Origin of the sequence: Micromonospora sp. NBC_00389, from assembly GCF_036059255.1 — a bacterium.
Taxonomy (GTDB): domain Bacteria; phylum Actinomycetota; class Actinomycetes; order Mycobacteriales; family Micromonosporaceae; genus Micromonospora.
In genome coordinates this window covers 639,344-664,037 of the sequence record NZ_CP107947.1, presented here as the reverse complement: position 1 = coordinate 664,037, position 24,694 = coordinate 639,344, and the positions used below count along the sequence as shown (strand labels likewise).

The following is a 24,694-nucleotide window of genomic DNA, read 5'->3' as shown; positions in this document are numbered from 1 at the left end:
GGCCCCCTTAGCTCAGTCGGCAGAGCGTCTCCATGGTAAGGAGAAGGTCTACGGTTCGATTCCGTAAGGGGGCTCGAGGGTTCAGCTGGACCCACCACGGCGGTGTAGCTCAGATGGTAGAGCAAGCGGCTCATAATCGCTGTGTCGCCGGTTCAAGTCCGGCCACCGCTACTCTCGTCTTCCGGGCTTGTTTCCGGTGGTCGTGGGGATGGGCGCCACTGGCGCCCACTTTGCATGTCCGCGCTGTCAGCGACTAGGCTGGCGCGTCGTAGTTGTTTCCGTTAGCGAGGAAGGCACTCCGCCGTGGCGAAGGCTACCGATGTCCGGCCGAAGATCACTTTGGCGTGTGTGGAGTGCAAGGAGCGCAACTACATCACGCGCAAGAACCGTCGTAACGACCCCGACCGCATCGAGCTGAAGAAGTTCTGCCCGCGCGACGGTCGGCACACGGTCCACCGCGAGACCCGCTGACCTGGGGCCGGCTCCAACGCCGGCCACCGTTGAAGCTCTCCGATCGCCGATCTGACCGGGCTGGCGCGGTTCCACCGCCGCCGACCGAGCAGATCGGCGATTGTGTTTCCGTGTAGGTTCGCGGCATGTCTCTGGACCCTTCCTTCGTCGGCCGGACCTATCCGCCGACCGCCCCCTACCAGGTGGGCCGAGAAAAGATCCGTGAGTTCGCCACCGCCATCGGCGCCACCGATCCCGCCCACCACGACCCGGCGGCGGCCCAGGCGCTGGGCCACCCGGACGTGGTCGCTCCGCCGACCTTCCCGGTGGTCGTCACGATGGCAGCCAGCCGTCAGATCGTCGAGGACCCGGAGCTCGGCGTCGACTACAGCCGCGTGGTGCACGGTGACCAGCGGTTCGCGTACACCCGGCCGGTGGTCGCCGGCGACGAGCTGGTCTGCGCCAGCACCATCGAGGACGTCAGCACCCGGGGCGGGCACGGCTTCCTGACCACCCGCACCGACGTCAGCACCGTCGCCGGCGAGCCAGTCGTCGCCGTCTGGTCCAAGATCGTCGTACGCGGGGAGGCGTGAGATGGAGCTGCCAGCCAAGACCTTCCAGGTGACCCGCGCGGACCTGGTCCGCTACGCCGGTGCCTCGGGTGACTTCAACCAGATCCACTGGAGCGACCGGTTCGCCACCAAGGTGGGCCTGCCCGGGGTGATCGCGCACGGCATGTTCACCATGGCGCTGGTCGGCCGGGCGATCACCGAGTGGGCCGGGGCGCCCGACGCGGTGGTCGACTACAACGTCCGGTTCACCCGGCCGGTGGTGGTCCCCGACGACGACCAGGGGACCGAGATCGAGGTCACCGCGGTGGTCCGTGAGGTGACCGAGGACGGCCTCACCCGGCTCGATGTGACCGCCACCTGCCTGGGCGAGAAGGTGCTCTCGCAGGCCCGCGCCACCATCCGTACGAAGCGTTGAGTCAGGCCCGCCACGCGTGGCGGGGAGACCGGTTGGGAAAGTCGAGCGGCTACCCGTACACTGGTCCGCCGTGGGGCAAGTGACCCCTGCTCGGTCGTCTGTGGCCGCGTGGGGCGAGTGTTGCCGCACAGGGGTGTAGCTCAATTGGCAGAGCAGCGGTCTCCAAAACCGCAGGCTGCAGGTTCAAGTCCTGTCACCCCTGCGCCTCAGGCCTGACCGTTCCCGTGGGTCGCGCCGCCGAGATGGCGGCGTCCGGCCCGTGGTGGTGGCATTGGCGGGGTGGTCCCGAGGTATCGGGCCCCCGGTTGATCCACCGGCCGCGGCCCGTCGCGGGACGGTTGGTCCGGCCGGCGTGAACAGCGCCGCGCACGCCGCCCGGCGTGCGACCCGAGATTTCCGCGACGGAGGGCGAAGTGGCCGACAACAAGCGGCGCGGCGAGGACGCCGGCGACGATCGTCTGGACGACGAGGTCGTCGACGAGGTAGCTGACGACGACGCCACCAGCGCGGACGAGCCGGTCTCCCGGGGAGGCACCGCGACGCGGTCCCGTGCCCGGGCGGAGTCGGCGGACAGCCGACCGACCACCCGGTCCGAAACCGGTCGGGTGGGCGTCTTCGGGCGCATCGCCCGGTTTTTCCGCGAGGTCGTGGCCGAACTGCGTAAGGTCATCTGGCCGACGCGCAAGGAGTTGCTGACCTACACCGCGGTGGTGGTGACGTTCGTCGCGGTGATGCTGACGATCGTGGCCGTGCTGGATTACGGGTTCGCCAAGGTCGTGCTGTTTGTCTTCGGCAACTCGAGCTGACCGGCTGACTCCAGAGCCGATAGTGACGGAAGTGAGCGAGCGTGCCTGAGTACGACGAGACCGCCGGACCGGTGGACGAGCAGTCCACGGTCGCGACGGCGGCTGGTGACGAGTCGGTTGAGGCCGCCAGCGAGCCGGAGTTCCCAACCACCGAGCCCGCGCCGGACGAGGAGTACGACCCGGTCGCCGAGCTGCGGCAGAAGCTGCGCTACGCGCCGGGCGACTGGTACGTGGTGCACTCCTACGCCGGCTACGAGAACAAGGTCAAGACCAACCTCGAGACCCGGATCACGAGCCTCGACATGGAGGACTTCATCTACCAGGTCGAGGTGCCGACCCGGGAGGAAGTCGAGGTCAAGAACGGCAAGCGGTCCCAGGTCCAGGCCAAGGTCTTCCCGGGCTACATCCTGGTCCGGATGGAGCTGACCGCCGAGTCCTACTCGTGTGTCCGCAACACCCCGGGTGTGACCGGCTTCGTCGGCGCGACCGACCGGGCCGACCGGCCCGCGCCGCTCTCCCTCGACGAGGTGCTGAAGTGGCTGGCACCGGCCATCGAGACCGAGCAGAAGAAGGCGAAGCCCGAGATCAAGGTCCTCGACTTCGAGGTGGGTGACTCGGTCACCGTCACCGACGGTGCCTTCGCGTCGCTGCCGGCCACGATCAGCGAGATCAACGCCGACCAGCAGAAGCTCAAGGTGCTGGTGTCGATCTTCGGTCGGGAGACGCCGGTGGAGCTCAACTTCAACCAGGTCGCCAAGATCTGACCGGTCGTCGGCGGCGGGCCCGGCCCGCCGCCGACGTCGGCGTACGCCCTCCCGCTCGACCTCGGCGGACGAGTGGGCTGCGGCCTGCGCTACTCTTGAACGTCGCCGCTGTCGCACCGCGCTGACCGTGCGCGCCTCGAGGGCGGCGTCAGCCGCATTTTCCCAGCTCCAAGCCCCAGGAAGTGACATGCCTCCGAAGAAGAAGCTCGTCAAGACGTTCACGCTTCAGCTGCCGGCGGGCCAGGCCACGCCGGCGCCGCCGGTCGGCCCCGCGCTCGGCCAGCACGGCGTGAACATCATGGAGTTCTGCAAGTCCTACAACGCGCAGACCGAGTCCCAGCGGGGCGACATCGTCCCCGCCGAGATCAGCGTGTACGAGGACCGGTCCTTCACCTTCGTTCTGAAGACCCCGCCCGCCGCCCGGCTGCTGATCAAGGCCGCTGGCGTGCAGAAGGGCTCCGGCGTCCCGCAGAGCGAGAAGGTCGGCTCGGTCAGCCGCGCCCAGCTGCGTGAGATCGCCGAGAAGAAGATGGCCGACCTCAACGCCAACGACCTGGCCCAGGCCGAGAAGATCATCGCCGGCACCGCCCGGTCGATGGGCATCACCGTCAACGAATGACGTCGGCCCCGGCCAACGACCCGAACCGTGGGAGGGCCCGCGCCGAGCGGCCCGCCAGAGACCACAGGAGCAATCAGCAATGCAGCGCAGCAAGAGCTACCTCAAGGCCGCCGATGTCATCGACCGGTCCAAGCTCTACACCCCCTCTGAGGCCGTGAAGCTGGCCAAGGAGACCACCAACGTCAAGTTCGACGCCACGGTCGAGGTCGCCATGCGCCTCGGCGTCGACCCCCGCAAGGCGGACCAGATGGTCCGCGGCGTGGTCAACCTGCCGCACGGCACCGGTAAGACCGCCCGCGTGATCGTCTTCGCCGCCGGCGCGAAGGCCGAAGAGGCCGCCGCGGCGGGTGCGGACGAGGTGGGCACCGACGAGCTGGTCGCCCGGATCCAGGGTGGTTGGCTCGACTTCGACGCGGCGATCGCCACGCCGGACCAGATGGCCAAGATCGGCCGGATCGCGCGGATCCTGGGCCCGCGCGGTCTCATGCCGAACCCGAAGACCGGCACGGTGACCATGGACGTCACCAAGGCGGTGCAGGACATCAAGGGCGGCAAGATCACCTTCCGGGTGGACAAGCACTCCAACCTGCACCTGATCATCGGCAAGGCCTCCTTCACCGAGAGCCAGCTGGTGGACAACTACGCGGCGGTGCTCGACGAGGTGCTGCGCGCCAAGCCGTCCTCGGCGAAGGGCAAGTACCTCAAGAAGGTCGTCCTCACCACCACGATGGGCCCGGGCGTCCCGGTCGACCCGAACGTGGTGAAGAACCTGCAGGAGGGCTCGGCCGAGGCCTGAGCCGACACTCCGCTCCACCGGGGCGCCGCCACACTGTGGCGGCGCCCCGGCGCGTCTCAGGTGTGGCAGGCTCGGCCGCATGCGACTGGAGGACGTCTGGTTGCGGTACCACCGGCGTGGGCCGTGGGTGCTGCGGGGCGTGGACGTGCGGATCGGTCCGGGTGAGGTGGCGGTCGTGCTGGGCCGCAACGGGGTGGGCAAGTCGACCCTGCTCCAGGTGGCCGCCGGCGTGCTCCGGCCGGGCCGGGGGCGGGTCACCGACCGGCCCGGTCGGGTGGGCTGGGTGCCGGAGCGCTTCCCGGCCGACCAGCCCTTCACCGTGGTCCGCTACCTGACCGGGATGGCCCGGATTGTCGGGCTGGGCCGCGCGGCGGCCGACGAGGCGGTGACGACCTGGACCGACCGGCTCGGGCTGGCCGCGTTCCGCGCGGTCCGCCTGCCGGAGCTGTCCAAGGGCACCGCGCAGAAGGTGGGCCTGGCCCAGGCGATGCTGCGTCCGCCGGGCCTGCTGGTCCTCGACGAGCCGTGGGAGGGCCTGGACGCCACCACTCGCGAGCTGGTGCCCGAGTTGATCCACGAGGTCCTGATCGCCGGCGGTGCGGTCCTGGTGAGCGACCACCGCGGTGAAACGGTCCGGCTGCCGGGCGCTCGCCGCTGGATGGTGGCCGACGGCACCGTGACCGAGGAGACGTCGCCACCGGACGAGACGATCGCGGTGGTCGAGGTCGCGGTGCCGGCCGCGCGGGTCGCCGGCACCGTCGCCCGGTTGCGCGCCGAGGGCCACCACGTGCTGCGGGTACGCCCCGACGCATCGACGGCCCCGCCGGGGGAGCCGGTGGACGGTGCGGGCGTGGCGGTCGAACCAACCGCCGGGGAGGCCCGGTGATCGCCCTGATCCGGCTGCGGCTGGCCGGTTTCCTGCGTACCGGACGGGCGGTGGCACCGCTGCTCGCCGGCCTGGTCGCACTCGGCACCCTGTACGGCGGCGGCCGGGCCCAGCCGGCGGAGGCGTACGGCGTCTCCGCGGTGGTGCTCTTCCCGGTGCTCGCCTGGCAGACCAAGATCCTGTTGGACGTTGAGCCGGACGTGCAGCGGCGGCTGGCCCAGGTCACGGTCGGGGTGGCCCGGGAGCGGGTGGCGGGGCTGCTCGCCGCCGGTGTTGCGGCGCTGATCACGGTGGCCGTCGCGCTGGTTTTCCCGTGGCTGGTCGGTGGGGTCACCGGCCCGGTCGACCCGACGGACCGGTCGGTGCCGGTGGGCGTCGCGCTCGGGCTGTGGGCGCATTTGCTGGCCATACCCGCCGGGGTGGCCCTCGGTGCCCTGGCCAGCCGGGCGTCCGTGGGCGGTGCCGGGTACGGCGTCGCGGTGCTGGCCCTCGGCGGCGTCGGTGCGGTGGTGCTCGGCCTGGCCCGTTCGGTGGCTCCCTGGCTGGCACCGCCGATCATGGCCACGGCGCGGACCACCGCGGGCGACGCCGCCGCGCTCACCCTGCTCGGGCTCACCGCCTGGGCCGTGGTCTGGAGCGGCGCGGCCGTCGGCGGCTACCTGTGGCGGCGGCGGGCCCGGGGCTGAGGCGCCCGGGGACGACCGGTGGTGGCCTGTCTCACACGGGGCGATTTGGTGCTGGTCATGGGGTCGCGTACTCTTCAGACGTCATCCGTGTTGTCATGGATGAGGAACCACCCAGAGACCGCTGGTCACCGTGCTTCGGCACGGTCGAAGGTCCCGCGACATCGGGCGACCCGCGCAGGGCGGCAAGCGTAACTCGGCAGTGAGCATGGTCCGCCGACCGTGACGATCCGCCGGCCCTCGCCCCGTGCGCCCTGCGCCGGGGCTTTTCTCGTTGTCGTGCTGCCTCCGCCCCCGTTCCGGCTTCGGCCACGACGGGGACCAGCCTCGAGTAACGAGAGAGGAGGGACATGGCGGACAAGCCGATCCGGGCCGACAAGGCCACGGCCGTCGCAGAGCTGACCGAGAGCTTCCGCAGCTCGGGTGCCACCGTGCTGACCGAGTACCGCGGTCTGACGGTTTCCCAGCTCACCCAGCTGCGGCGCTCGCTCGGTGCCGAGACCAGCTACATGGTCGCGAAGAACACGCTGGCGAAGCGTGCTGCGACGGACGCGGGCATCACTGGCCTCGACGAGCTGTTCACCGGTCCTACCGCGCTGACTTTCGTTTCGGGCGACGTCGTCGAGGCGGCGAAGGGGCTTCGCGATTTCGCGAAGGCCAACCCGAAGCTCGTCATCAAGGGCGGTGTCTTCGAGGGCAAGGCCATTTCCGCGGCCGAGGTCACGAAGCTCGCCGACCTGGAGTCCCGCGAGGTGCTGCTGGCCAAGCTGGCCGGCGCGATGAAGGGCAACCTGAGCAAGGCTGCGGCCCTGTTCCAGGCCCCGTTGTCGAAGACCGCCCGTCTGGCGGCTGCCCTGCAGGACAAGCGCGAGAAGGAGAGCGCCGAGGCGGCCTGAGGCCGTCCGAGCGCACCAGTTCTTACTTATTAGATTCAGGAAAGGACGCCAGATATGGCGAAGCTCAGCACCGACGAGCTGCTCGACGCGTTCAAGGAGATGACGCTGATCGAGCTCTCCGAGTTCGTGAAGCAGTTCGAGACGACCTTCGAGGTCACCGCCGCTGCTCCGGTCGCCGTTGCCGGCCCGGGTGCCGCCCCGGCCGCCGCCGAGGCCGAGCCGGAGAAGGACGAGTTCGACGTCATCCTCGAGGCTGACGGTGGCAAGAAGATCCAGGTCATCAAGGTCGTGCGTGAGCTGACCGGCCTGGGCCTCAAGGAGGCCAAGGACGCGGTCGAGTCCGCTCCGAAGGCCATCCTGGAGAAGGTCAACAAGGAGACCGCCGACAAGGCCAAGGCCAAGCTCGAGGGCGAGGGCGCCAAGGTCACCCTCAAGTGACCTGACGTTCCACCAGCGCTGTGCCCGGCTCGCTGAGCCGGGACACGATCGCGTCGCGGCGGGCGGCGATCCGACACGGATCGCCGCCCGCGGTGTTGGTGGGCCCATGGCAACCGTCCTGAGCTGGGTGCCGAAGACCGCCGCTGTGGTACCCGGACGAGTGCAGCGGGTCGCTCTCCGGTGGGAAAGAACGGACAACCCGGATAGCGGCCCTTGACGCGACCCCGGGCTGCCAGGCACGCTGGCACCAGCAAGACACCGCGCTTGCGACGGCCACGAAGTGGGTAATGACAGCGACGGCACCATCAGCCGCTGCAACCCGAGCGGCCCAGCGGGAACGTTGCGTTCCGAGCGGCCCGGCAGACCCCGGTTTTCCGGGGGCCGAGGCACGTTCCGCAAACGGCCTGCGGGGTGGGCTGGACAGCGGTTAGCCTCTCGGCTACACTGCTAGTTTGCGCTGCCTTCCGACTAGACCCCTGCTCGGAAATGTCCGTTTACGGATATTTCTGGTGGGGTCATTGGAGTGCACGCGTACCAGCCGTTCTGCAGCACCGGTCCTCGGAAGGACGCATCTTGGCAGCTTCCCGCCCTGCGAAGACCAGTCGTACGTCGAGCGCATTCGCTCCCCGCCGAGTTTCATTCGGCAGGATCACCGAACACCTCGAGGTCCCCAACCTCCTCGCCATTCAGAACGAGTCCTTCGACTGGCTCGTCGGCAACGAGGGTTGGCAGGGCCGGTCGGCGGACGACCCGCACGCACGCTCGGGTCTCGCGGAGATCCTTGAAGAGATCAGTCCCATTGAGGACTTCTCCGGCACCATGTCACTTTCCTTCTCGGCGCCGCGCTTCGACGAGGTCAAGGCCTCGATCGAGGAGTGCAAGGAGAAGGACCTGACCTACTGCGCTCCGCTCTTCGTGACCGCGGAGTTCACCAACAACACCACTGGCGAGATCAAGAGCCAGACGGTGTTCATGGGTGACTTCCCGATGATGACGCCCAAGGGCACCTTCGTCATCAACGGCACCGAGCGCGTCGTGGTCAGCCAGCTCGTCCGGTCCCCGGGCGTGTATTTCGACAAGCAGCCGGACAAGACCTCCGACCGCGACCTCTCCAGCGTCAAGGTCATCCCGAGCCGGGGTGCCTGGCTGGAGTTTGACATCGACAAGCGCGACACGGTCGGCGTACGCATCGACCGCAAGCGTCGGCAGGCCGTCACCGTCCTGCTCAAGGCCGTCGGATGGTCGGCCGAGCGGATCCGTGAGCGGTTCGGCTGGTCCGAGCTGATGATGACCACGCTCGAGAAGGACCACATCGCCGGCCAGGACGAGGCCCTGCTCGATATCTACCGCAAGCTCCGCCCTGGCGAGCCGCCGACGCGCGAGAACGCCCAGACCCTGCTCGACAACCTCTTCTTCAACCCGAAGAGGTACGACGTCGCCAAGGTCGGGCGCTACAAGTTCAACAAGAAGCTCGAAGTCGGCGTGCCAATCACCACCGGCACGCTGACCGAGGACGACATCGTCGCCACCGTGGAGTACCTCTGCCGGCTGCACGCCGGTGAGGATGGCTACGAGGCCGACGACATCGACCACTTCGGCAACCGGCGCCTGCGCACCGTGGGTGAGCTGATCCAGAACCAGGTTCGGGTCGGCCTGTCCCGGATGGAGCGGGTCGTCCGCGAGCGGATGACCACGCAGGACGTCGAGGCGATCACCCCGCAGACCCTGATCAACATCCGCCCGGTGGTGGCGGCGATCAAGGAGTTCTTCGGGACGTCGCAGCTGTCCCAGTTCATGGACCAGACCAACCCGCTGGCGGGCCTGACCCACCGGCGTCGGCTGAGCGCGCTCGGCCCGGGTGGTCTGTCCCGGGAGCGGGCCGGCTTCGAGGTCCGTGACGTGCACCCGTCCCACTACGGCCGGATGTGCCCGATCGAGACGCCGGAAGGCCCGAACATCGGCCTGATCGGCGCGCTGTCCACCTTCGCCCGGGTTAACCCGTTCGGCTTCATCGAGACGCCGTACCGGAAGGTCATCGAGGGTCGGGTCACCGACCAGATCGACTACCTGACCGCGGACGAGGAGGACCGGTTCGTCAAGGCCCAGGCCAACGCGCCGCTGCGGGCCGACGGCACCTTCGCCGAGGACCGGGTCCTGTGTCGTCGTAAGGGCGGCGAGACCGAGGACGTCGTCCCCGGCGCCGTCGACTACATGGACGTGTCGCCGCGGCAGATGACCTCGGTCGCGACCGCCATGATCCCGTTCCTCGAGCACGACGACGCCAACCGGGCACTGATGGGCGCGAACATGCAGCGCCAGGCAGTGCCGCTGGTCAAGGCCGAGGCGCCGCTGGTGGGTACGGGCATGGAGTACCGGGCCGCGGTCGACGCTGGCGACGTGGTGGTCGCCGAGGTCGGCGGTGTGATCGAGGATCTCTGCGCCGACTACGTCACCATCCACCAGGACGACGGCCACCGCCGGACGTACCTGCTGCACAAGTTCCGCCGCTCCAACGCCGGCTCCTGCGTCAACCAGAAGCCGGTCGTCTTCGAGGGCGACCGCGTCGAGGCCGGTCAGGTCATCGCCGACGGTCCCTGCACCGACGAGGGCGAGATGGCGCTCGGGCGCAACCTGCTCGTGGCGTTCATGTGCTGGGAAGGCCACAACTACGAGGACGCGATCATCCTGTCGCAGCGCCTCGTGCAGCAGGACGTGCTCACCTCGATCCACATCGAGGAGCACGAGGTCGACGCTCGGGACACCAAGCTCGGCCCGGAGGAGATCACCCGCGACATCCCGAACGTCAGCGAGGAAATGCTCGCTGACCTCGACGAGCGCGGCATCATCCGGATCGGTGCGGAGGTCGTCCCCGGCGACATCCTGGTCGGCAAGGTCACGCCCAAGGGTGAGACCGAGCTGACCCCGGAGGAGCGGCTGCTTCGCGCGATCTTCGGTGAGAAGGCGCGTGAGGTCCGGGACACCTCGCTGAAGGTGCCGCACGGCGAGACCGGCACGGTCATCGGTGTGCGTACCTTCTCCCGCGAGGACGGCGACGAGCTGCCTCCGGGCGTCAACGAGCTGGTCCGGGTGTACGTGGCCCAGAAGCGGAAGATCCAGGACGGCGACAAGCTCGCCGGCCGGCACGGTAACAAGGGCGTCATTTCCAAGATCCTGCCGATCGAGGACATGCCGTTCCTGGAAGACGGCACCCCCGTCGACATCGTGCTCAACCCGCTGGGTGTGCCGAGCCGGATGAACATCGGTCAGGTGCTCGAGACCCACCTCGGCTGGGTCGCCAAGACCGGCTGGAAGGTCGAGGGCGACGACGCGTCCTGGAAGAAGCAGCTGCGGTCGATCGGCGCGCACGAGTCCGAGGGGGACACGAACGTGGCCACCCCGGTCTTCGACGGCGCCCGCGAGGAGGAGATCGCCGGTCTGCTCTCGTCGACCCTGCCCAACCGGGACGGCAACCAGCTGATCGGTTCCAGCGGTAAGGCGCAGCTGTTCGACGGTCGCTCCGGTGAGCCGCTGCCGGACCCGATCGCGGTCGGCTACATCTACATCCTGAAGCTCAACCACCTGGTCGACGACAAGATCCACGCACGGTCGACCGGCCCGTACTCGATGATCACGCAGCAGCCGCTGGGTGGTAAGGCGCAGTTCGGTGGTCAGCGCTTCGGTGAGATGGAGTGCTGGGCGATGCAGGCGTACGGCGCCGCGTACGCCTTGCAGGAGCTGCTCACGATCAAGTCCGACGACGTGCTCGGCCGGGTGAAGGTCTACGAGGCCATCGTCAAGGGCGAGAACATCCCGGAGCCGGGCATCCCGGAGTCGTTCAAGGTGCTGCTCAAGGAGCTGCAGTCGCTGTGCCTCAACGTTGAGGTGCTGTCCAGCGACGGCGTGGCCCTGGAGATGCGCGAGACCGACGACGAGGTGTTCCGGGCCGCTGAGGAGCTGGGCATCGACCTGTCCCGGCGCGAGCCGAGCTCGGTCGAAGAGGTCTGAGGTGAGCGGTCGGGGGCCGGCCTGCCGGCCCCCGACCTCGCCCGAGAATTAGCAGTACAGACGACGACATAGGGGACATAGTGCTCGACGTCAACTTCTTCGACGAGCTGCGCATTGGTCTCGCCACCGCCGACGACATCCGTCAGTGGTCGCACGGCGAGGTCAAGAAGCCTGAGACGATCAATTACCGCACCCTCAAGCCGGAGAAGGACGGGCTCTTCTGCGAGAAGATCTTCGGTCCGCAGCGGGACTGGGAGTGCTACTGCGGTAAGTACAAGCGCGTCCGGTTCAAGGGCATCATCTGTGAGCGCTGCGGCGTCGAGGTGACTCGCTCCAAGGTCCGTCGTGAGCGGATGGGCCACATCGAGCTGGCCGCTCCGGTGACCCACATCTGGTACTTCAAGGGCGTGCCGAGCCGGCTGGGCTACCTGCTGGACCTCGCACCCAAGGACCTCGAGAAGATCATCTACTTCGCCTCGTACGTCGTGACGAGCGTGGACGCGGAGTCGCGTCACCGTGACCTCTCGACGATCGAGAACGAGATCCTGGCCGAGAAGCGGCAGTCCGAGAACAGCCGCGACTCGGAGATCGAGAAGCGGGCCGCCAAGCTCGAGGCCGACCTGGCCGAGCTGGAGGCCGAGGGTGCCAAGGCGGACGTCCGGCGCAAGGTCAAGGAGGGCGGAGAGCGCGAGATGCGCCAGATCCGCGACCGGGCCCAGCGCGAGATCGACCGCCTGGACGAGGTGCTGGACACCTTCCGCAAGCTGGAGCCGAAGCAGCTGGTCACCGACGAGCTGCTCTACCGCGAGCTGCGCGACCGGTTCGGTGAGTACTTCACCGGTTCCATGGGCGCCGAGGCGATCAAGGCGCTGGTCCAGAACATGGACCTCGACGCCGAGGCCGAGAGCCTGCGGGAGACCATCCGGTCCGGCAAGGGCCAGCGGAAGATCCGGGCGCTCAAGCGGCTCAAGGTCGTGGCGGCGTTCCTGAACACCCGCAACTCGCCGCTCGGCATGGTGCTGGACTGCGTCCCGGTCATCCCGCCGGACCTGCGCCCGATGGTGCAGCTCGACGGTGGCCGGTTCGCGACCTCGGACCTGAACGACCTGTACCGCCGCGTGATCAACCGGAACAACCGCCTCAAGCGGCTGATCGACCTCGGCGCGCCCGAGATCATCGTCAACAACGAGAAGCGGATGCTCCAGGAGGCCGTCGACGCACTGTTCGACAACGGCCGCCGCGGCCGGCCGGTCACCGGTCCGGGTAACCGCCCGCTCAAGTCGCTGTCCGACATGCTCAAGGGCAAGCAGGGCCGGTTCCGGCAGAACCTGCTGGGCAAGCGCGTCGACTACTCCGGCCGTTCGGTCATCGTGGTCGGCCCGAAGCTCAAGCTGCACCAGTGCGGTCTGCCCAAGCAGATGGCGCTGGAGCTGTTCAAGCCGTTCGTGATGAAGCGGCTGGTCGACCTCAACCACGCGCAGAACATCAAGTCCGCCAAGCGGATGGTCGAGCGGCAGCGCCCGGTCGTGTGGGACGTGCTGGAAGAGGTCATCGGCGAGCACCCGGTGCTGCTCAACCGGGCGCCGACCCTGCACCGCCTGGGCATCCAGGCCTTCGAGCCGCAGCTGGTCGAGGGCAAGGCGATCCAGATCCACCCGCTGGTCTGCACGGCGTTCAACGCCGACTTCGACGGTGACCAGATGGCGGTGCACGTGCCGCTGTCCGCCGAGGCCCAGGCCGAGGCGCGGATCCTGATGCTGTCGTCGAACAACATCCTCAAGCCGGCCGACGGCAAGCCGGTCACCATGCCCACCCAGGACATGGTTATCGGTCTCTACCACCTCACCCACTTCACCCCCGGTGAGAAGGGCGAGGGCCGGGCATTCAGCTCGGACGCCGAGGCGCGGATGGCGTTCGACAACGGTGAGCTGCACCTGCAGGCGCCGGTGCGGATCCGGCTGCGCGGCGTGACCGGGGTCGACAACGGCGCCGGTGCTGAGCAGTGGACCGCCCCGGAGGGCTGGGTCGAGGGTGACCCGCTGACCGTGGACACGACGCTGGGTCGGGTGCTGTTCAACGAGACGCTGCCGCAGGGCTACCGCTTCGTGAACTACGAGATCCGCAAGGGTCAGCTCTCCGCGATCGTCAACGACCTCGCCGAGCGCTTCCCCAAGGTGGCGCTGGCCGCCACCCTGGACGGGCTCAAGGAGGCCGGTTTCCACTGGGCCACCTGGTCCGGCGTCACGATCGGCATGGAGGACGTCATCGCTCCGCCGCGCAAGGCGGAGATCCTGGCGAAGTACGAGAAGGAAGCCGACCGGATCGACAAGCAGTACCAGCGTGGTCTGATGACCGCCGAGGAGCGTCGCGGCGAGCTCATCGAGATCTGGACCAAGGCGACCAACGAGGTCGCCAAGGAGATGGACACCGCGCTGCCGCAGGAGAACCCACTGTGGAAGATGATCAACTCGGGTGCCCGCGGTAACCTGCTCCAGCTCCGGCAGATCGCGGCGATCCGTGGTCTGGTGGCCAACCCGAAGGGCGAGATCATCCCGCGGCCGATCAAGGCCAGCTACCGGGAGGGTCTGTCCGTGCTGGAGTACTTCATCTCCACGCACGGTGCCCGTAAGGGTCTCGCCGACACCGCGCTGCGGACCGCTGACTCGGGTTACCTGACCCGTCGTCTGGTGGACGTCTCGCAGGACGTGATCATCCGCGAGGAGGACTGCGGCACCGACCGGGCGATCCCGATGCAGATCGGTGAGCGCCTGGAGGGTGGCAAGCTGGTCGTGCACGAGCACGCCGAGACCAGCGTGCACGCCCGTACCCTGGCCGACGACATCAAGGGGCCGGACGGCACCGTCGTCGCCGAGCGGGGTCAGGACATCAACTCCATCGGGGTCGACAAGATTGTCGCCGCCGGCGTGGAGACGGTCCGGGTGCGCAGTGTGCTCACCTGCGAGTCGAAGCTGGGTGTCTGCGGTGCCTGCTACGGGCGCTCGCTGCCGACCGGCAAGACCGTGGACGTCGGCGAGGCGGTCGGCATCATCGCCGCCCAGTCGATCGGTGAGCCGGGTACGCAGCTGACGATGCGTACCTTCCACACCGGTGGTGTCGCGGGTGAGGACATCACCCAGGGTCTGCCGCGTGTCCAGGAAATCTTCGAGGCTCGGGTCCCGAAGGGTAAGGCGCCCATCGCCGACACCCCCGGCCGGATCCGGATCGAGGACGGCGAGCGCTCGCGGAAGATCATCGTGGTTCCGGACGACGGCAGCGAGGAGATCGTCTACGACAAGATCTCCAAGCGGGTCCGGCTGCGGACCCACGACGGCGGTCACGTCGCGGTCGGCGAGAAGCTGACCGAGGGCACCATCGACCCGCACGAGCTTCTGCGGATCATGGGTCCGCGGGCGGTCCAGGTCCACCTGACCCAGGAGGTCCAGGAGGTCTACCGCTCGCAGGGTGTGCTCATCCACGACAAGCACATCGAGATCATCATTCGCCAGATGCTCAAGCGGGTGACGGTCATCGACTCCGGCTCGACCGAGTTCCTGCCGGGTGTGCTGGTCGACCGGGCACTGTTCGAGTCGGAGAACCGCCGGCTCGTCTCGGAGGGCGGCGAGCCTGCCGCCGGCCGTCCGGTGCTGATGGGTATCACCAAGGCCTCGCTGGCCACCGACTCCTGGCTCTCGGCGGCCTCCTTCCAGGAGACCACCCGGGTGCTGACCGACGCTGCGATCAACTCGCGCAGCGACTCGCTGGTCGGCCTCAAGGAGAACGTGATCATCGGCAAGCTCATCCCGGCCGGTACCGGTATCAGCAAGTACCGCAACGTCCGGGTGGAGCCGACCGAGGAGGCCAAGGCCAAGGTCTACTCGATGACCGGGTACCCGGAGACCGACTACGGGTTCGGGCCGGCCAGCGGGCAGGCTGTGCCGCTGGACGACTTCGACTTCGGGTCGTACCGCTAAGCACCAACGCACGACGAGGCCCCCGGCATCCGCCGGGGGCCTCGTCGCGTCCGGACCTGCCCACCCGCAGGCTGGGTTCGGCATGATGGAGGCATGACGACCGCACCCGGGCAGGTGTCCGTGGCGCAGCAGAGCCCGCGCCACCCGCTCGATCCCGACCCGGCCCGCAGCACGAAGGCGCGGGCTGTCTTCGCGCTGGGGTTGCTCGGCCTGCTGACCGGCCTGTTCATCGGCGGGGTGGTGCCCGCCACGGTGGCGCTCCAGTTGGCCAGGCAGGCGCGCCGGGAGGCGTACGCCTCGGGGGGCTTCCTGACCGGCGGCGCCTGGCTGCGGCAGGGGGAGCGGATGGCCTGGGCGGGTCTGGTGCTGGTCGCGGTCAGCGTGGTGGCCGCGGTGGTGGTCGGCGTGGTCAGGTTGGCCGGCGCGCCGTTCGGCCACGACTACCCCTCGAACATGGACTGAGCGGCCCGCAGCCGCCGACGGCGGCGCCCCCGGCGGTAGCCTGGCCGGTGTCCGCCGCGCGGCGGTGGCGGCCCTGTCGACAGGAGGACCTCGTGACGGAACCGGCGCGGCCCCCGGACGAACCAGCCGGGAATCCTGGCGCGCCGGACCGGGCCCCGGGCCCGTCCGAGCCGAGCGGCTGGGCGCGGCCCGATCCGACCGGGCAGCCGGGCTCGCCCGCCGCCTTCCCCGACCCGGGTACGGCGCCGGCGTCCTCGCCTCAGTGGGGTGCCCCGATCCCGTCCGTGCCGGGTGGGGGCACGCCACCACCGCCCGCGCCGTCGTCCGGACCGACGGGCGGGTATGGGGCGCCTACGGGCTGGCGACAGCCGCCGGCGGGTCATGCCCCCGCATGGGGTGCGGCGCCGGGCCGGTCGGTGCCGCCGCCACCGACCGACGACCAGCGCCGGCCGCCGAAGCGGGTGGAGCAGGTACCCGGCACGCCGTTCGGCGTGGTGTACCTGGACGTGCCACCGGTCACCTCCGGGCTGGCCGTCGGGGCGCTGGTGGCCGGGATCGCGTCGCTCCTCGTCGCGCTGCTGGTGACCTGCTTCGGGGTGGCCTTCTCGAACTACGGAGGGGCGTGGGCGTCCGGGGCGTTCGCCGTACTCGGCGTGCTGGCCGGGGTGGCCGCGGTCGTCGCCGGCCTGCTCGGTCAGCGGCAGATCCGCCGGCCGGCTCCACCACCCGCCGTCCGCTTCACCGGCCGCGGCCTGGCGGTGGCGGGGATCAGCTGCGGTGCGGGGGGAGCGCTGCTCAGCCTCCTGGGCCTGGGCCTGGCGCTGGTGATCTCCCTGGCGTGAGGCTGGTCACCGTCGGATCAGCCCTCCGACGGGGGTCGGCGCAGGTGGCGCACCAGGTCGCGGGTGCCCGGGATGGGGGCGACGGGTGGTCCGGCGGGGAAGCCGGTACACTTGTAGTCGTAGGTGCCCATCGCGGGCGACGGGGCAGGACGAGATCCGGCTGGCGGGTGTGAGTCATTCGCCGGGCCATTCCGTTTTGACCTGTGCGGCTGTGGTAGGTACTCTTTCCCCTTGTGCCCGGGCGTGCCCGGGCAACTCGTGCGTGCGCTGGTTCCGGAGTCCGGACGGCGGCACGACAAGCCAAAGATCCGGGGCGGGGCGACCCGCGTGCCGGTGACAGACCCCGGTACGCCGCGAAAGCGTCCGCACCGGGACCGTGAGCTGGGCGACACGCCCGACCGCGGGTGCCGGGACCGCCGCAGGGTGGCCCTGGTCGGAATGTAGGAGAGCCGGTCATCAGGCCGGCTAACGAGCAGACGGCGCGGCCGCAAGACTGCGGCCGAAGGGAGCGGAGAAACCCGGTGCCCACGATCCAGCAGCTGGTCCGAAAGGGCCGCCAAGCAAAGACGAGCAAGACCAAGACCCCGGCGCTGAAGGGTTCCCCTCAGCGGCGCGGCGTGTGCACCCGCGTGTACACCACCACCCCCAAGAAGCCGAACTCGGCGCTGCGCAAGGTCGCTCGTGTGAAGCTCAGCAGCCAGATCGAGGTGACCGCCTACATCCCGGGCGTCGGTCACAACCTGCAGGAGCACTCGATCGTGCTCGTTCGCGGCGGCCGGGTGAAGGACCTCCCCGGCGTGCGTTACAAGATCGTTCGCGGCTCGCTGGACACCCAGGGTGTCCGCAACCGCAAGCAGGCGCGCAGCCGTTACGGCGCGAAGAAGGAGAAGAGCTGACATGCCGCGTAAGGGACCCGCTCCGCGGCGGCCACTGGTCGCTGACCCGGTGTACAACTCGCCGCTGGTCACCCAGCTGGTGAACAAGATCCTGCTCCGTGGCAAGCGTCAGCTCGCCGAATCCATCGTGTACGCGGCCCTCGAGGGCTGCCGCGAGAAGTCCGGCACCGACCCGGTCGTCACCCTCAAGCGGGCGATGGACAACGTCAAGCCGACCCTCGAGGTGCGCAGCCGTCGTGTCGGTGGCGCCACCTACCAGGTTCCGGTCGAGGTCCGTCCCACTCGGGCGACCACGCTGGGCCTGCGCTGGCTGGTCACCTACTCCCGCGCCCGGCGCGAGAAGACCATGGTCGAGCGGCTGATGAACGAGCTGCTGGACGCGAGCAACGGCCTCGGTGCCGCCGTCAAGCGGCGCGAGGACACGCACAAGATGGCCGAGTCCAACAAGGCCTTCGCGCACTACCGCTGGTAACACCCTGGTTCCGGCGCCCTCGGGCGCCGGAACCGCCACCAGTTGAGTCGAGACGACGATAAGTAGGGATTGAAGTGGCCGCCGCAGACGCGCTCGCCAACGTACGCAACATCGGCATCATGGCGCACATCGATGCCGGTAAGACCACGACCACCGAGCGGATCCTGTTCTACACCGGCATCACGTACAAGATCGGTGAGGTCCACGAGGGCGCTGCCGTCATGGACTGGATGGAGCAGGAGCAGGAGCGTGGTATCACCATCACCTCCGCTGCTACCAAGTGTGAGTGGAAGGGCCACACGATCCAGATCATCGACACGCCTGGCCACGTCGACTTCACGGTCGAGGTCGAGCGGTCGCTGCGGGTGCTGGATGGTGCGGTCGCGGTCTACGACGGTGTCGCCGGCGTGGAGCCGCAGACGGAGAACGTCTGGCGGCAGGCCGACAAGTACAACGTCCCGCGGATGTGCTTCGTCAACAAGCTCGACCGGACCGGCGCCGACTTCTTCCGCTGCGTGCAGATGATGATCGACCGGCTCAACGCCACCCCGCTGGTGCTCCAGATCCCGATCGGGCTCGAGGGCGACCACATCGGCGTCGTCGACCTGATTGGCATGCGCGCTCTCACCTGGCGTGGGGAGACCCAGAAGGGTGACGACTACGCGATCGAGGAGATCCCGGCCGAGCTGGCCGACTCCGCGGCCGAGTGGCGCGAGAAGCTGATGGAGACGCTGGCCGACGTCGACGACTCGGTGATGGAGAAGTACCTGGAAGGCGACGAGGTCTCCGTTGAGGAGATCAAGGCCGCCATCCGGCGTGCCACCATCGCTGGCAAGGCCAACCCGGTGCTCTGCGGCTCGGCGTTCAAGAACAAGGGCGTCCAGCCCATGCTCGACGCCGTGGTCGACTTCCTGCCGTCGCCGCTGGACGTTCCGGCCATCGAGGGTACGGCTCCCGATGGCGAGACCCCGCTGATCCGGAAGCCGTCCAAGTCGGAGCCCTTCTCCGGCCTGGCCTTCAAGATCCAGACGGACAAGCACCTCGGCAAGCTCACCTACGTCCGGGTCTACTCCGGCCTGCTCGAGTCCGGCTCCCAGGTGGTCAACTCCACCAAGGACCGCAAGGAGCGGATCGGCAAGATCTACCAGATGCACGCCAACAAGCGGGAAGAGCGTCCGTCGGCGCAGGCCGGCGACATCATCGCCGTGCAGGGTCTCAAGCAGACCACCACCGGCGACACCCTCTCCGACCCGGCGAACCCGGTGATCCTGGAGTCGATGACCTTCCCGGAGCCGGTCATCTCGGTGGCGATCGAGCCGAAGACCAAGTCCGACCAGGAGAAGCTGGGCACGGCCATCCAGCGGCTGGCCGAGGAGGACCCGACCTTCCGCGTCCGGCTGGACGAGGAGACCGGTCAGACGGTCATCTCCGGCATGGGTGAGCTGCACCTGGACATCCTTGTCGACCGGATGCGGCGTGAGTTCAACGTCGAGGCCAACGTCGGCAAGCCGCAGGTGGCGTACCGCGAGACGATCCGCCGCAAGGTGGAGAAGATCGAGTACACCCACAAGAAGCAGACCGGTGGTTCCGGCCAGTACGCCCGCGTGATCGTGAGCGTCGAGCCGCTGCCGCTGGACAACGACTCGCCGACCTACGAGTTCGCCAACGCTGTCAGCGGTGGCCGCATCCCGCGGGAGTTCATCCCGTCGGTGGACGCCGGTGCGCAGGACGCCCTGCAGTACGGCATCCTGGCGGGCTTCCCGCTGGTCGGTGTGAAGCTGACCCTGCTGGACGGCCAGTACCACGAGGTCGACTCCTCGGAAATGGCATTCAAGATCGCCGGCTCGATGGTGATGAAGGAGGCGGCCCGCAAGGCCGACCCCGCGTTGCTCGAGCCGATGATGGCCGTTGAAGTCACCACTCCTGAGGAGAACATGGGTGACGTCATCGGCGACCTCAACTCCCGCCGTGGCATCATCCAGGCGATGGAGGAGCGCAGTGGCGCCCGCATCGTCCGGGCTCTGGTGCCGTTGTCGGAGATGTTCGGCTACGTCGGCGACCTGCGGTCGAAGACCCAGGGCCGGGCTAGCTACAGCATGCAGTTCGACTCCTACGCCGAGGTTCCGCAGAGCGTCGCGAAGGAGATCATCGCCAAGGCAACGGGCGAGTAACGCTCTGAGCAGGTGATTCGTGGTTGGTCGCGGGAGGTTTCACCCGCCCGCGGCCACCACGATCGGATTGCGTGAGACCGGGCCTGTAGGCTTCATCGCCGCAGAACCCACAAAAGCTCTCCGGTCGTTCAGGCCGGAAAGGCTGTCGACAGAGTCCTAAGCGCCGACCGGCGCGCCGGGCGTACGAACCAAGAAGTCCACAGGAGGACACCAGTGGCGAAGGCTAAGTTCGAGCGGACTAAGCCGCACGTCAACATCGGCACCATTGGTCACATCGACCACGGTAAGACGACGCTGACGGCGGCCATCACCAAGGTCCTGCACGACCAGTACCCGGACCTGAACCCCTACACGCCGTTCGACGAGATCGACAAGGCGCCGGAGGAGAAGGCCCGCGGCATCACGATCTCGATCGCGCATGTCGAGTACCAGACCGAGTCGCGGCACTACGCGCACGTCGACTGCCCTGGGCACGCCGACTACATCAAGAACATGATCACCGGTGCCGCGCAGATGGACGGCGCGATCCTGGTGGTGGCGGCGACTGACGGCCCGATGCCGCAGACCCGCGAGCACGTGCTGCTGGCCCGTCAGGTCGGTGTGCCGTACATCGTCGTGGCGCTCAACAAGAGCGACATGGTCGATGACGAGGAGCTCCTGGAGCTCGTCGAGCTCGAGGTCCGCGAGCTGCTCTCCTCGCAGGAGTACCCGGGTGACGACCTGCCGGTCGTGCGGGTTTCGGCGCTGAAGGCCCTCGAGGGTGACCCCGAGTGGACCGGCAAGCTGCTGGACCTGATGACCGCGGTCGACACCTCGATCCCGCAGCCGGAGCGCGACGTCGACAAGCCGTTCCTGATGCCGGTCGAGGACGTGTTCACGATCACCGGTCGTGGCACCGTCGTCACCGGTCGGGTCGAGCGCGGCGTTCTCCTGCCGAACGAGGATGTTGAGCTCGTCGGTATCCGGGAGAAGAGCTTCAAGACCAAGGTCACCGCGATCGAGATGTTCCGGAAGACCCTGGACGACGCCCGCGCAGGCGAGAACGTCGGCCTGCTGCTGCGTGGCACCAAGCGCGACGAGGTCGAGCGCGGCATGGTCGTCGTGAAGCCGGGCTCGAACACCCCGCACACGGAGTTCGAGGCGACGGTCTACATCCTCTCCAAGGAGGAGGGCGGCCGGCACACCCCGTTCTTCCAGAACTACCGCCCGCAGTTCTACTTCCGGACCACGGACGTCACCGGTGTCGTCACCCTCCCCGAGGGCACCGAGATGGTCATGCCGGGTGACAACACTTCCATGACGGTGAAGCTGATCCAGCCCATCGCCATGGAGGACAACCTCAAGTTCGCGATCCGCGAGGGTGGCCGCACCGTCGGCGCCGGGTTCGTCACCAAGATCTTGAAGTGAACTAGGTAACCCCGATTAGACCCGCCGCCGGTCGTGCGGCATACTAGTCAGGTTGCGTAACGACAGTTCGTCGCCTGTGTTCGGCCTTCGCTGAACCTCCGGGTGGCGGCACAGTCGAGCGTTGGGGTGGTTGGCGACCCTGGGTCGCCAACCACCCTCGCACGGCGTTCAGGTCGCGTAATGCGATCGGCGCCTTGACCCACCGCGCGGTCAGGACCGCTCCGGAGTTCCGGGGCGGAGCCCGGCCCGAGGGCGCGACACGCCCGACCGCGGGGGTCGGCGAAGTGGGCCTGTGCCAGCCGGCACAGGCGCCCGCAACACAGCGGCATCGAGAGAAGGAACAGAAGCCACCATGGCGGGACAGAAGATCCGCATCCGGCTCAAGGCCTATGACCACGAGGTCGTCGACTCCTCGGCTCGGAAGATCGTCGAGACGGTGACGCGCACCGGGGCGCAGGTCGCGGGCCCGGTGCCGCTGCCCACGGAGATCAACCGTTTCTGCGTTATCCGCTCGCCGCACAAGTACAAGGACTCGCGCGAGCACTTCGAGATGCGCACGCACAAGCGGCTGATCGACATCATCGACCCGACTCCGAAGACGGTCGACTCGCTCATGCGCCTCGACCTGCCGGCTGGCGTCGACATCGAGATCAAGCTGTAGGGACCGGACAAATGGACAGGCAAGTCAAGGGGATCCTGGGCGCCAAGCTCGGCATGACCCAGGTCTGGGACAACAACCGTGTTGTTCCCGTGACCGTGGTCGAGGCCGGCCCGTGCGTCATCAGCCAGGTTCGTAGCGCCGAGAAGGACGGTTACTCCGCGGTCCAGCTGGCGTACGGCATCATCGACCCGCGCAAGGTCAAGAAGCCGATCAGCGGGCACTACGCGAAGGCGGACGTGGCGCCGCGCCGGCACATCGTCGAGCTGCGCACCACGGACGCTGGGGAGTACTCGCTCGGCCAGGAGGTCACGGTCGACGAGTTCCCGGCCGGCGTCACGATTGACGTCACCGGCAAGACCAAGGGCAAGGGCTACGCCGGTCCGATGAAGCGGCACGGCTTCCACGGTCTGCGTGCCAGCCACGGTGTCGAGCGCAAGCACCGCTCGCCCGGTTCCATCGGCGCCTGCGCCACTCCGGGTCGTGTCTTCAAGGGCACCCGGATGGCCGGCCGGATGGGTGGCGTGCGGTACACCGTGCAGAACCTCACCGTCCAGGCGGTCGACACCGAGAACAACCTCCTGCTCGTCCGTGGTGCCATTCCTGGTCCCAAGGGCGCGCTGGTTCTGGTCCGTACCGCGGCCAAGAGCAAGGTGAAGAAGGGCGGTGCGGCCAAGTGACCACCGTTGACGTGCGCACCGTCGAAGGCAGCACCAGCGGCTCCGTCGAGCTGCCGGCTGACATCTTCGACGTGCAGGCCAACGTCGCGCTGATGCACCAGGTCGTGGTGGCCCAGCTCGCGGCGGCCCGACAGGGCACGCACAAGGCCAAGACCCGCGGCGAGGTCGCCGGTGGCGGCAAGAAGCCGTACAAGCAGAAGGGCACCGGTCGCGCCCGGCAGGGCTCGATCCGCGCGCCGCAGTTCGCCGGCGGTGGCGTGGTGCACGGTCCCGTGCCGCGCGACTACAGCCAGCGGACCCCGAAGAAGATGAAGGCCGCCGCGCTGCGGGGTGCCCTCTCCGACCGGGCCCGCGCCGGGCAGGTGCACGTCGTCGAGGCGTTCGTCTCGGGCGAGAAGCCGTCGACCAAGGCGGCCCTGGCCACGCTGACCAAGCTCACCGAGGCCCGTCGGGTCCTGGTCGTGCTGAGCAGCACCGACGAGCTGAACTGGGTGTCCCTGCGCAACGAGCCGCGGGTGCACCTGATCGAGTCCGGCCAGCTGAACACGTACGACGTGCTGGTGGCCGACGACGTGGTCTTCACCAAGGACGCCCTGGACGAGTTCCTGGGCGTGCCCGCCGAGACCACCGAGGAGGGTGGCAAGTGAGCACCATCGCCGACCCGCGCGACATCATCGTGGCGCCGGTCGTCTCGGAGAAGAGCTACAGCGAGCTGAACCGGAACTGGTACACCTTCCTGGTGCACCCGGACGCGAACAAGACCGAGATCAAGATCGCTATCCAGCAGATCTTCAACGTCCGCGTCCTGACGGTCAACACGCTCAACCGCCAGGGCAAGCGCAAGCGCACCAAGACCGGCTTCGGTCAGCGCAAGGCGACCAAGCGGGCGATCGTGAAGCTGGCTGACGGTGACCGTATCGAGGCCTTCGGCGGCCCGGTCAGCTGAGGGGTGTAGACAATGGCTATCCGTAAATACAAGCCGACGACGCCGGGCCGACGAGGCTCCAGTGTCGCCGACTTCGCCGAGATCACCCGGTCCACGCCGGAGAAGTCGCTGCTGGCTCCGTTGCCGAAGAAGGGCGGGCGTAACGCCCACGGCCGGATCACCACGCGGCACCACGGTGGCGGTCACAAGCGCCAGTACCGTCTGATCGACTTCAAGCGGGTCGACAAGGACGGCGTGCCGGCGAAGGTCGCTCACATCGAGTACGACCCGAACCGCACGGCGCGCATCGCGCTGCTGCACTACGCCGACGGCGAGAAGCGGTACATCCTCGCGCCGAAGGACATGAAGCAGGGCGACCGCGTCGAGTCCGGCCCGGGCGCCGACATCAAGCCCGGCAACAACCTGCCGCTGCGCAACATCCCGGTCGGTACCACGATTCACAACGTGGAGCTGCGTCCGGGTGGCGGGGCCAAGCTGGCCCGGTCCGCCGGCGTCGGTATCCAGCTGCTCGGCCGGGAGGGCGCGTACGCGACCCTGCGTATGCCGTCCGGTGAGATCCGGCGGGTGGACGTGCGCTGCCGCGCCAGCGTCGGCGAGATCGGCAACGCCGATCAGTCGAACATCAACTGGGGCAAGGCCGGCCGGATGCGGTGGAAGGGCAAGCGCCCGACCGTCCGTGGTGTCGCCATGAACCCGGTCGACCACCCGCACGGTGGTGGTGAGGGTAAGACCTCCGGTGGTCGCCACCCGGTCAACCCGCAGGGTAAGCCCGAGGGCCGCACCCGCCGTAAGGGCCAGCCGAGTGACCGGCTGATCGTCCGCCGTCGCTACGCCACGCGTAAGCGCGGCTGAGGGAGAT

At 68.4% G+C, this 24,694-nt stretch carries 24 protein-coding genes and 3 tRNA genes; all 27 read left to right on the top strand.

The window, feature by feature from the left end; genetic code table 11:
• Nucleotide 1: 1 nt before the first annotated feature.
• The 27 genes from OG470_RS03195 (at nt 2) to rplB (ending at nt 24,687) form a co-directional block, all read left to right on the top strand.
• Nucleotides 2-74: transfer RNA gene (locus OG470_RS03195), tRNA-Thr, on the top strand.
• A gap of 24 nt (nt 75-98) precedes the next feature.
• Nucleotides 99-171 (top strand) — tRNA-Met (locus OG470_RS03190).
• A gap of 132 nt (nt 172-303) precedes the next feature.
• A complete protein-coding gene (gene rpmG, locus OG470_RS03185) occupies nt 304-471 on the top strand; it encodes a 50S ribosomal protein L33 (protein ID WP_007073056.1) in 168 nt (55 codons plus the stop codon).
• A gap of 125 nt (nt 472-596) precedes the next feature.
• Complete coding sequence (locus OG470_RS03180) at nt 597-1,043, top strand: MaoC family dehydratase N-terminal domain-containing protein (protein WP_328420575.1); 447 nt, start codon at nt 597-599, stop codon at nt 1,041-1,043.
• A gap of 1 nt (nt 1,044) precedes the next feature.
• Nucleotides 1,045-1,437, top strand: a complete 393-nt coding sequence (locus tag OG470_RS03175; RefSeq protein ID WP_328420573.1) for a MaoC family dehydratase — start codon at nt 1,045-1,047, stop codon at nt 1,435-1,437.
• 129 nt (nt 1,438-1,566) lie between these two features.
• Nucleotides 1,567-1,639, top strand: a tRNA-Trp gene (locus OG470_RS03170).
• Nucleotides 1,640-1,850: 211 nt separating this feature from the next.
• Nucleotides 1,851-2,243 (top strand): preprotein translocase subunit SecE, encoded by a 393-nt coding sequence (gene secE / locus OG470_RS03165; protein WP_328420571.1) that lies wholly within the window; start codon nt 1,851-1,853, stop codon nt 2,241-2,243.
• A 41-nt stretch (nt 2,244-2,284) separates the two neighbouring features.
• Nucleotides 2,285-3,007: a transcription termination/antitermination protein NusG gene (gene nusG / locus OG470_RS03160; RefSeq protein ID WP_328420569.1), complete on the top strand. Its 723-nt coding sequence runs from the start codon at nt 2,285-2,287 to the stop codon at nt 3,005-3,007.
• A 187-nt stretch (nt 3,008-3,194) separates the two neighbouring features.
• Complete coding sequence (rplK, locus tag OG470_RS03155; RefSeq protein ID WP_328420567.1) at nt 3,195-3,626, top strand: 50S ribosomal protein L11; 432 nt, start codon at nt 3,195-3,197, stop codon at nt 3,624-3,626.
• Between the two features lie 79 nt (nt 3,627-3,705).
• Nucleotides 3,706-4,422 carry a 50S ribosomal protein L1 gene (gene rplA, locus OG470_RS03150; protein ID WP_328420565.1) on the top strand — a complete coding sequence of 239 codons (717 nt, stop codon included), beginning with the start codon at nt 3,706-3,708 and terminating at the stop codon, nt 4,420-4,422.
• A gap of 79 nt (nt 4,423-4,501) precedes the next feature.
• Nucleotides 4,502-5,308 (top strand): ABC transporter ATP-binding protein, encoded by an 807-nt coding sequence (locus OG470_RS03145; RefSeq protein ID WP_328420563.1) that lies wholly within the window; start codon nt 4,502-4,504, stop codon nt 5,306-5,308.
• Nucleotides 5,305-5,994: a hypothetical protein gene (locus tag OG470_RS03140; protein WP_328420561.1), complete on the top strand. Its 690-nt coding sequence runs from the start codon at nt 5,305-5,307 to the stop codon at nt 5,992-5,994. Before OG470_RS03145 ends, OG470_RS03140 begins: the two co-directional genes overlap by 4 nt.
• Before the next feature lie 347 nt (nt 5,995-6,341).
• Nucleotides 6,342-6,887 carry a 50S ribosomal protein L10 gene (gene rplJ / locus OG470_RS03135; RefSeq protein ID WP_328420559.1) on the top strand — a complete coding sequence of 182 codons (546 nt, stop codon included), beginning with the start codon at nt 6,342-6,344 and terminating at the stop codon, nt 6,885-6,887.
• A gap of 54 nt (nt 6,888-6,941) precedes the next feature.
• A complete protein-coding gene (gene rplL / locus OG470_RS03130; protein WP_328420557.1) occupies nt 6,942-7,325 on the top strand; it encodes a 50S ribosomal protein L7/L12 in 384 nt (127 codons plus the stop codon).
• Between the two features lie 573 nt (nt 7,326-7,898).
• Nucleotides 7,899-11,330, top strand: coding sequence for a DNA-directed RNA polymerase subunit beta (gene rpoB, locus OG470_RS03125; protein WP_328420555.1), 3,432 nt, complete (start codon nt 7,899-7,901; stop codon nt 11,328-11,330).
• Nucleotides 11,331-11,410: 80 nt separating this feature from the next.
• Nucleotides 11,411-15,301 (top strand): DNA-directed RNA polymerase subunit beta', encoded by a 3,891-nt coding sequence (locus tag OG470_RS03120; protein WP_328420553.1) that lies wholly within the window; start codon nt 11,411-11,413, stop codon nt 15,299-15,301.
• Nucleotides 15,302-15,394: 93 nt separating this feature from the next.
• A complete protein-coding gene (locus OG470_RS03115; RefSeq protein ID WP_328420551.1) occupies nt 15,395-15,763 on the top strand; it encodes a hypothetical protein in 369 nt (122 codons plus the stop codon).
• A gap of 461 nt (nt 15,764-16,224) precedes the next feature.
• A complete protein-coding gene (locus OG470_RS03110; RefSeq protein ID WP_328426107.1) occupies nt 16,225-16,605 on the top strand; it encodes a hypothetical protein in 381 nt (126 codons plus the stop codon).
• A 521-nt stretch (nt 16,606-17,126) separates the two neighbouring features.
• Nucleotides 17,127-17,501 (top strand): 30S ribosomal protein S12, encoded by a 375-nt coding sequence (gene rpsL / locus OG470_RS03105; protein WP_014440718.1) that lies wholly within the window; start codon nt 17,127-17,129, stop codon nt 17,499-17,501.
• Between the two features lies 1 nt (nt 17,502).
• Nucleotides 17,503-17,973, top strand: a complete 471-nt coding sequence (gene rpsG / locus OG470_RS03100; protein ID WP_007465317.1) for a 30S ribosomal protein S7 — start codon at nt 17,503-17,505, stop codon at nt 17,971-17,973.
• Nucleotides 17,974-18,047: 74 nt separating this feature from the next.
• Nucleotides 18,048-20,144, top strand: a complete 2,097-nt coding sequence (gene fusA, locus OG470_RS03095; protein WP_328420549.1) for an elongation factor G — start codon at nt 18,048-18,050, stop codon at nt 20,142-20,144.
• Between the two features lie 213 nt (nt 20,145-20,357).
• Nucleotides 20,358-21,551 carry an elongation factor Tu gene (tuf, locus tag OG470_RS03090; RefSeq protein ID WP_328420547.1) on the top strand — a complete coding sequence of 398 codons (1,194 nt, stop codon included), beginning with the start codon at nt 20,358-20,360 and terminating at the stop codon, nt 21,549-21,551.
• A gap of 352 nt (nt 21,552-21,903) precedes the next feature.
• The gene (gene rpsJ, locus OG470_RS03085) at nt 21,904-22,212 is read left to right on the top strand and encodes a 30S ribosomal protein S10 (protein ID WP_007073037.1); all 309 of its coding nucleotides are present in this window, start codon (nt 21,904-21,906) and stop codon (nt 22,210-22,212) included.
• Between the two features lie 11 nt (nt 22,213-22,223).
• Nucleotides 22,224-22,889, top strand: a complete 666-nt coding sequence (gene rplC, locus OG470_RS03080) for a 50S ribosomal protein L3 (protein WP_328420545.1) — start codon at nt 22,224-22,226, stop codon at nt 22,887-22,889.
• On the top strand, nt 22,886-23,536 hold the full coding sequence (gene rplD, locus OG470_RS03075) for a 50S ribosomal protein L4 (RefSeq protein ID WP_234583436.1): 651 nt from the start codon (nt 22,886-22,888) through the stop codon (nt 23,534-23,536). Before rplC ends, rplD begins: the two co-directional genes overlap by 4 nt.
• Nucleotides 23,533-23,835, top strand: coding sequence for a 50S ribosomal protein L23 (rplW, locus tag OG470_RS03070; RefSeq protein WP_007465304.1), 303 nt, complete (start codon nt 23,533-23,535; stop codon nt 23,833-23,835). The genes rplD and rplW overlap by 4 nt, the downstream gene beginning before the upstream one ends.
• A gap of 12 nt (nt 23,836-23,847) precedes the next feature.
• The gene (gene rplB, locus OG470_RS03065; protein ID WP_053653944.1) at nt 23,848-24,687 is read left to right on the top strand and encodes a 50S ribosomal protein L2; all 840 of its coding nucleotides are present in this window, start codon (nt 23,848-23,850) and stop codon (nt 24,685-24,687) included.
• The last annotated feature ends 7 nt before the right edge of the window (nt 24,688-24,694 follow it).

Excerpts from the sequence above, each read along its gene's own strand:
- OG470_RS03180 (WP_328420575.1), top strand. The coding sequence starts at position 597 with ATGTCTCTGGACCCTTCCTTCGTCGGCCGGACCTATCCGCCGACCGCC.
- OG470_RS03175 (WP_328420573.1), top strand. The coding sequence starts at position 1,045 with ATGGAGCTGCCAGCCAAGACCTTCCAGGTGACCCGCGCGGACCTGGTC.
- rplK (WP_328420567.1), top strand. The coding sequence starts at position 3,195 with ATGCCTCCGAAGAAGAAGCTCGTCAAGACGTTCACGCTTCAGCTGCCG.
- rplA (WP_328420565.1), top strand. The coding sequence starts at position 3,706 with ATGCAGCGCAGCAAGAGCTACCTCAAGGCCGCCGATGTCATCGACCGG.
- OG470_RS03145 (WP_328420563.1), top strand. The coding sequence starts at position 4,502 with ATGCGACTGGAGGACGTCTGGTTGCGGTACCACCGGCGTGGGCCGTGG.
- rplJ (WP_328420559.1), top strand. The coding sequence starts at position 6,342 with ATGGCGGACAAGCCGATCCGGGCCGACAAGGCCACGGCCGTCGCAGAG.
- rplL (WP_328420557.1), top strand. The coding sequence starts at position 6,942 with ATGGCGAAGCTCAGCACCGACGAGCTGCTCGACGCGTTCAAGGAGATG.
- OG470_RS03115 (WP_328420551.1), top strand. The coding sequence starts at position 15,395 with ATGACGACCGCACCCGGGCAGGTGTCCGTGGCGCAGCAGAGCCCGCGC.
- rpsG (WP_007465317.1), top strand. The coding sequence starts at position 17,503 with ATGCCGCGTAAGGGACCCGCTCCGCGGCGGCCACTGGTCGCTGACCCG.
- rpsJ (WP_007073037.1), top strand. The coding sequence starts at position 21,904 with ATGGCGGGACAGAAGATCCGCATCCGGCTCAAGGCCTATGACCACGAG.
- rplC (WP_328420545.1), top strand. The coding sequence starts at position 22,224 with ATGGACAGGCAAGTCAAGGGGATCCTGGGCGCCAAGCTCGGCATGACC.
- rplB (WP_053653944.1), top strand. The coding sequence starts at position 23,848 with ATGGCTATCCGTAAATACAAGCCGACGACGCCGGGCCGACGAGGCTCC.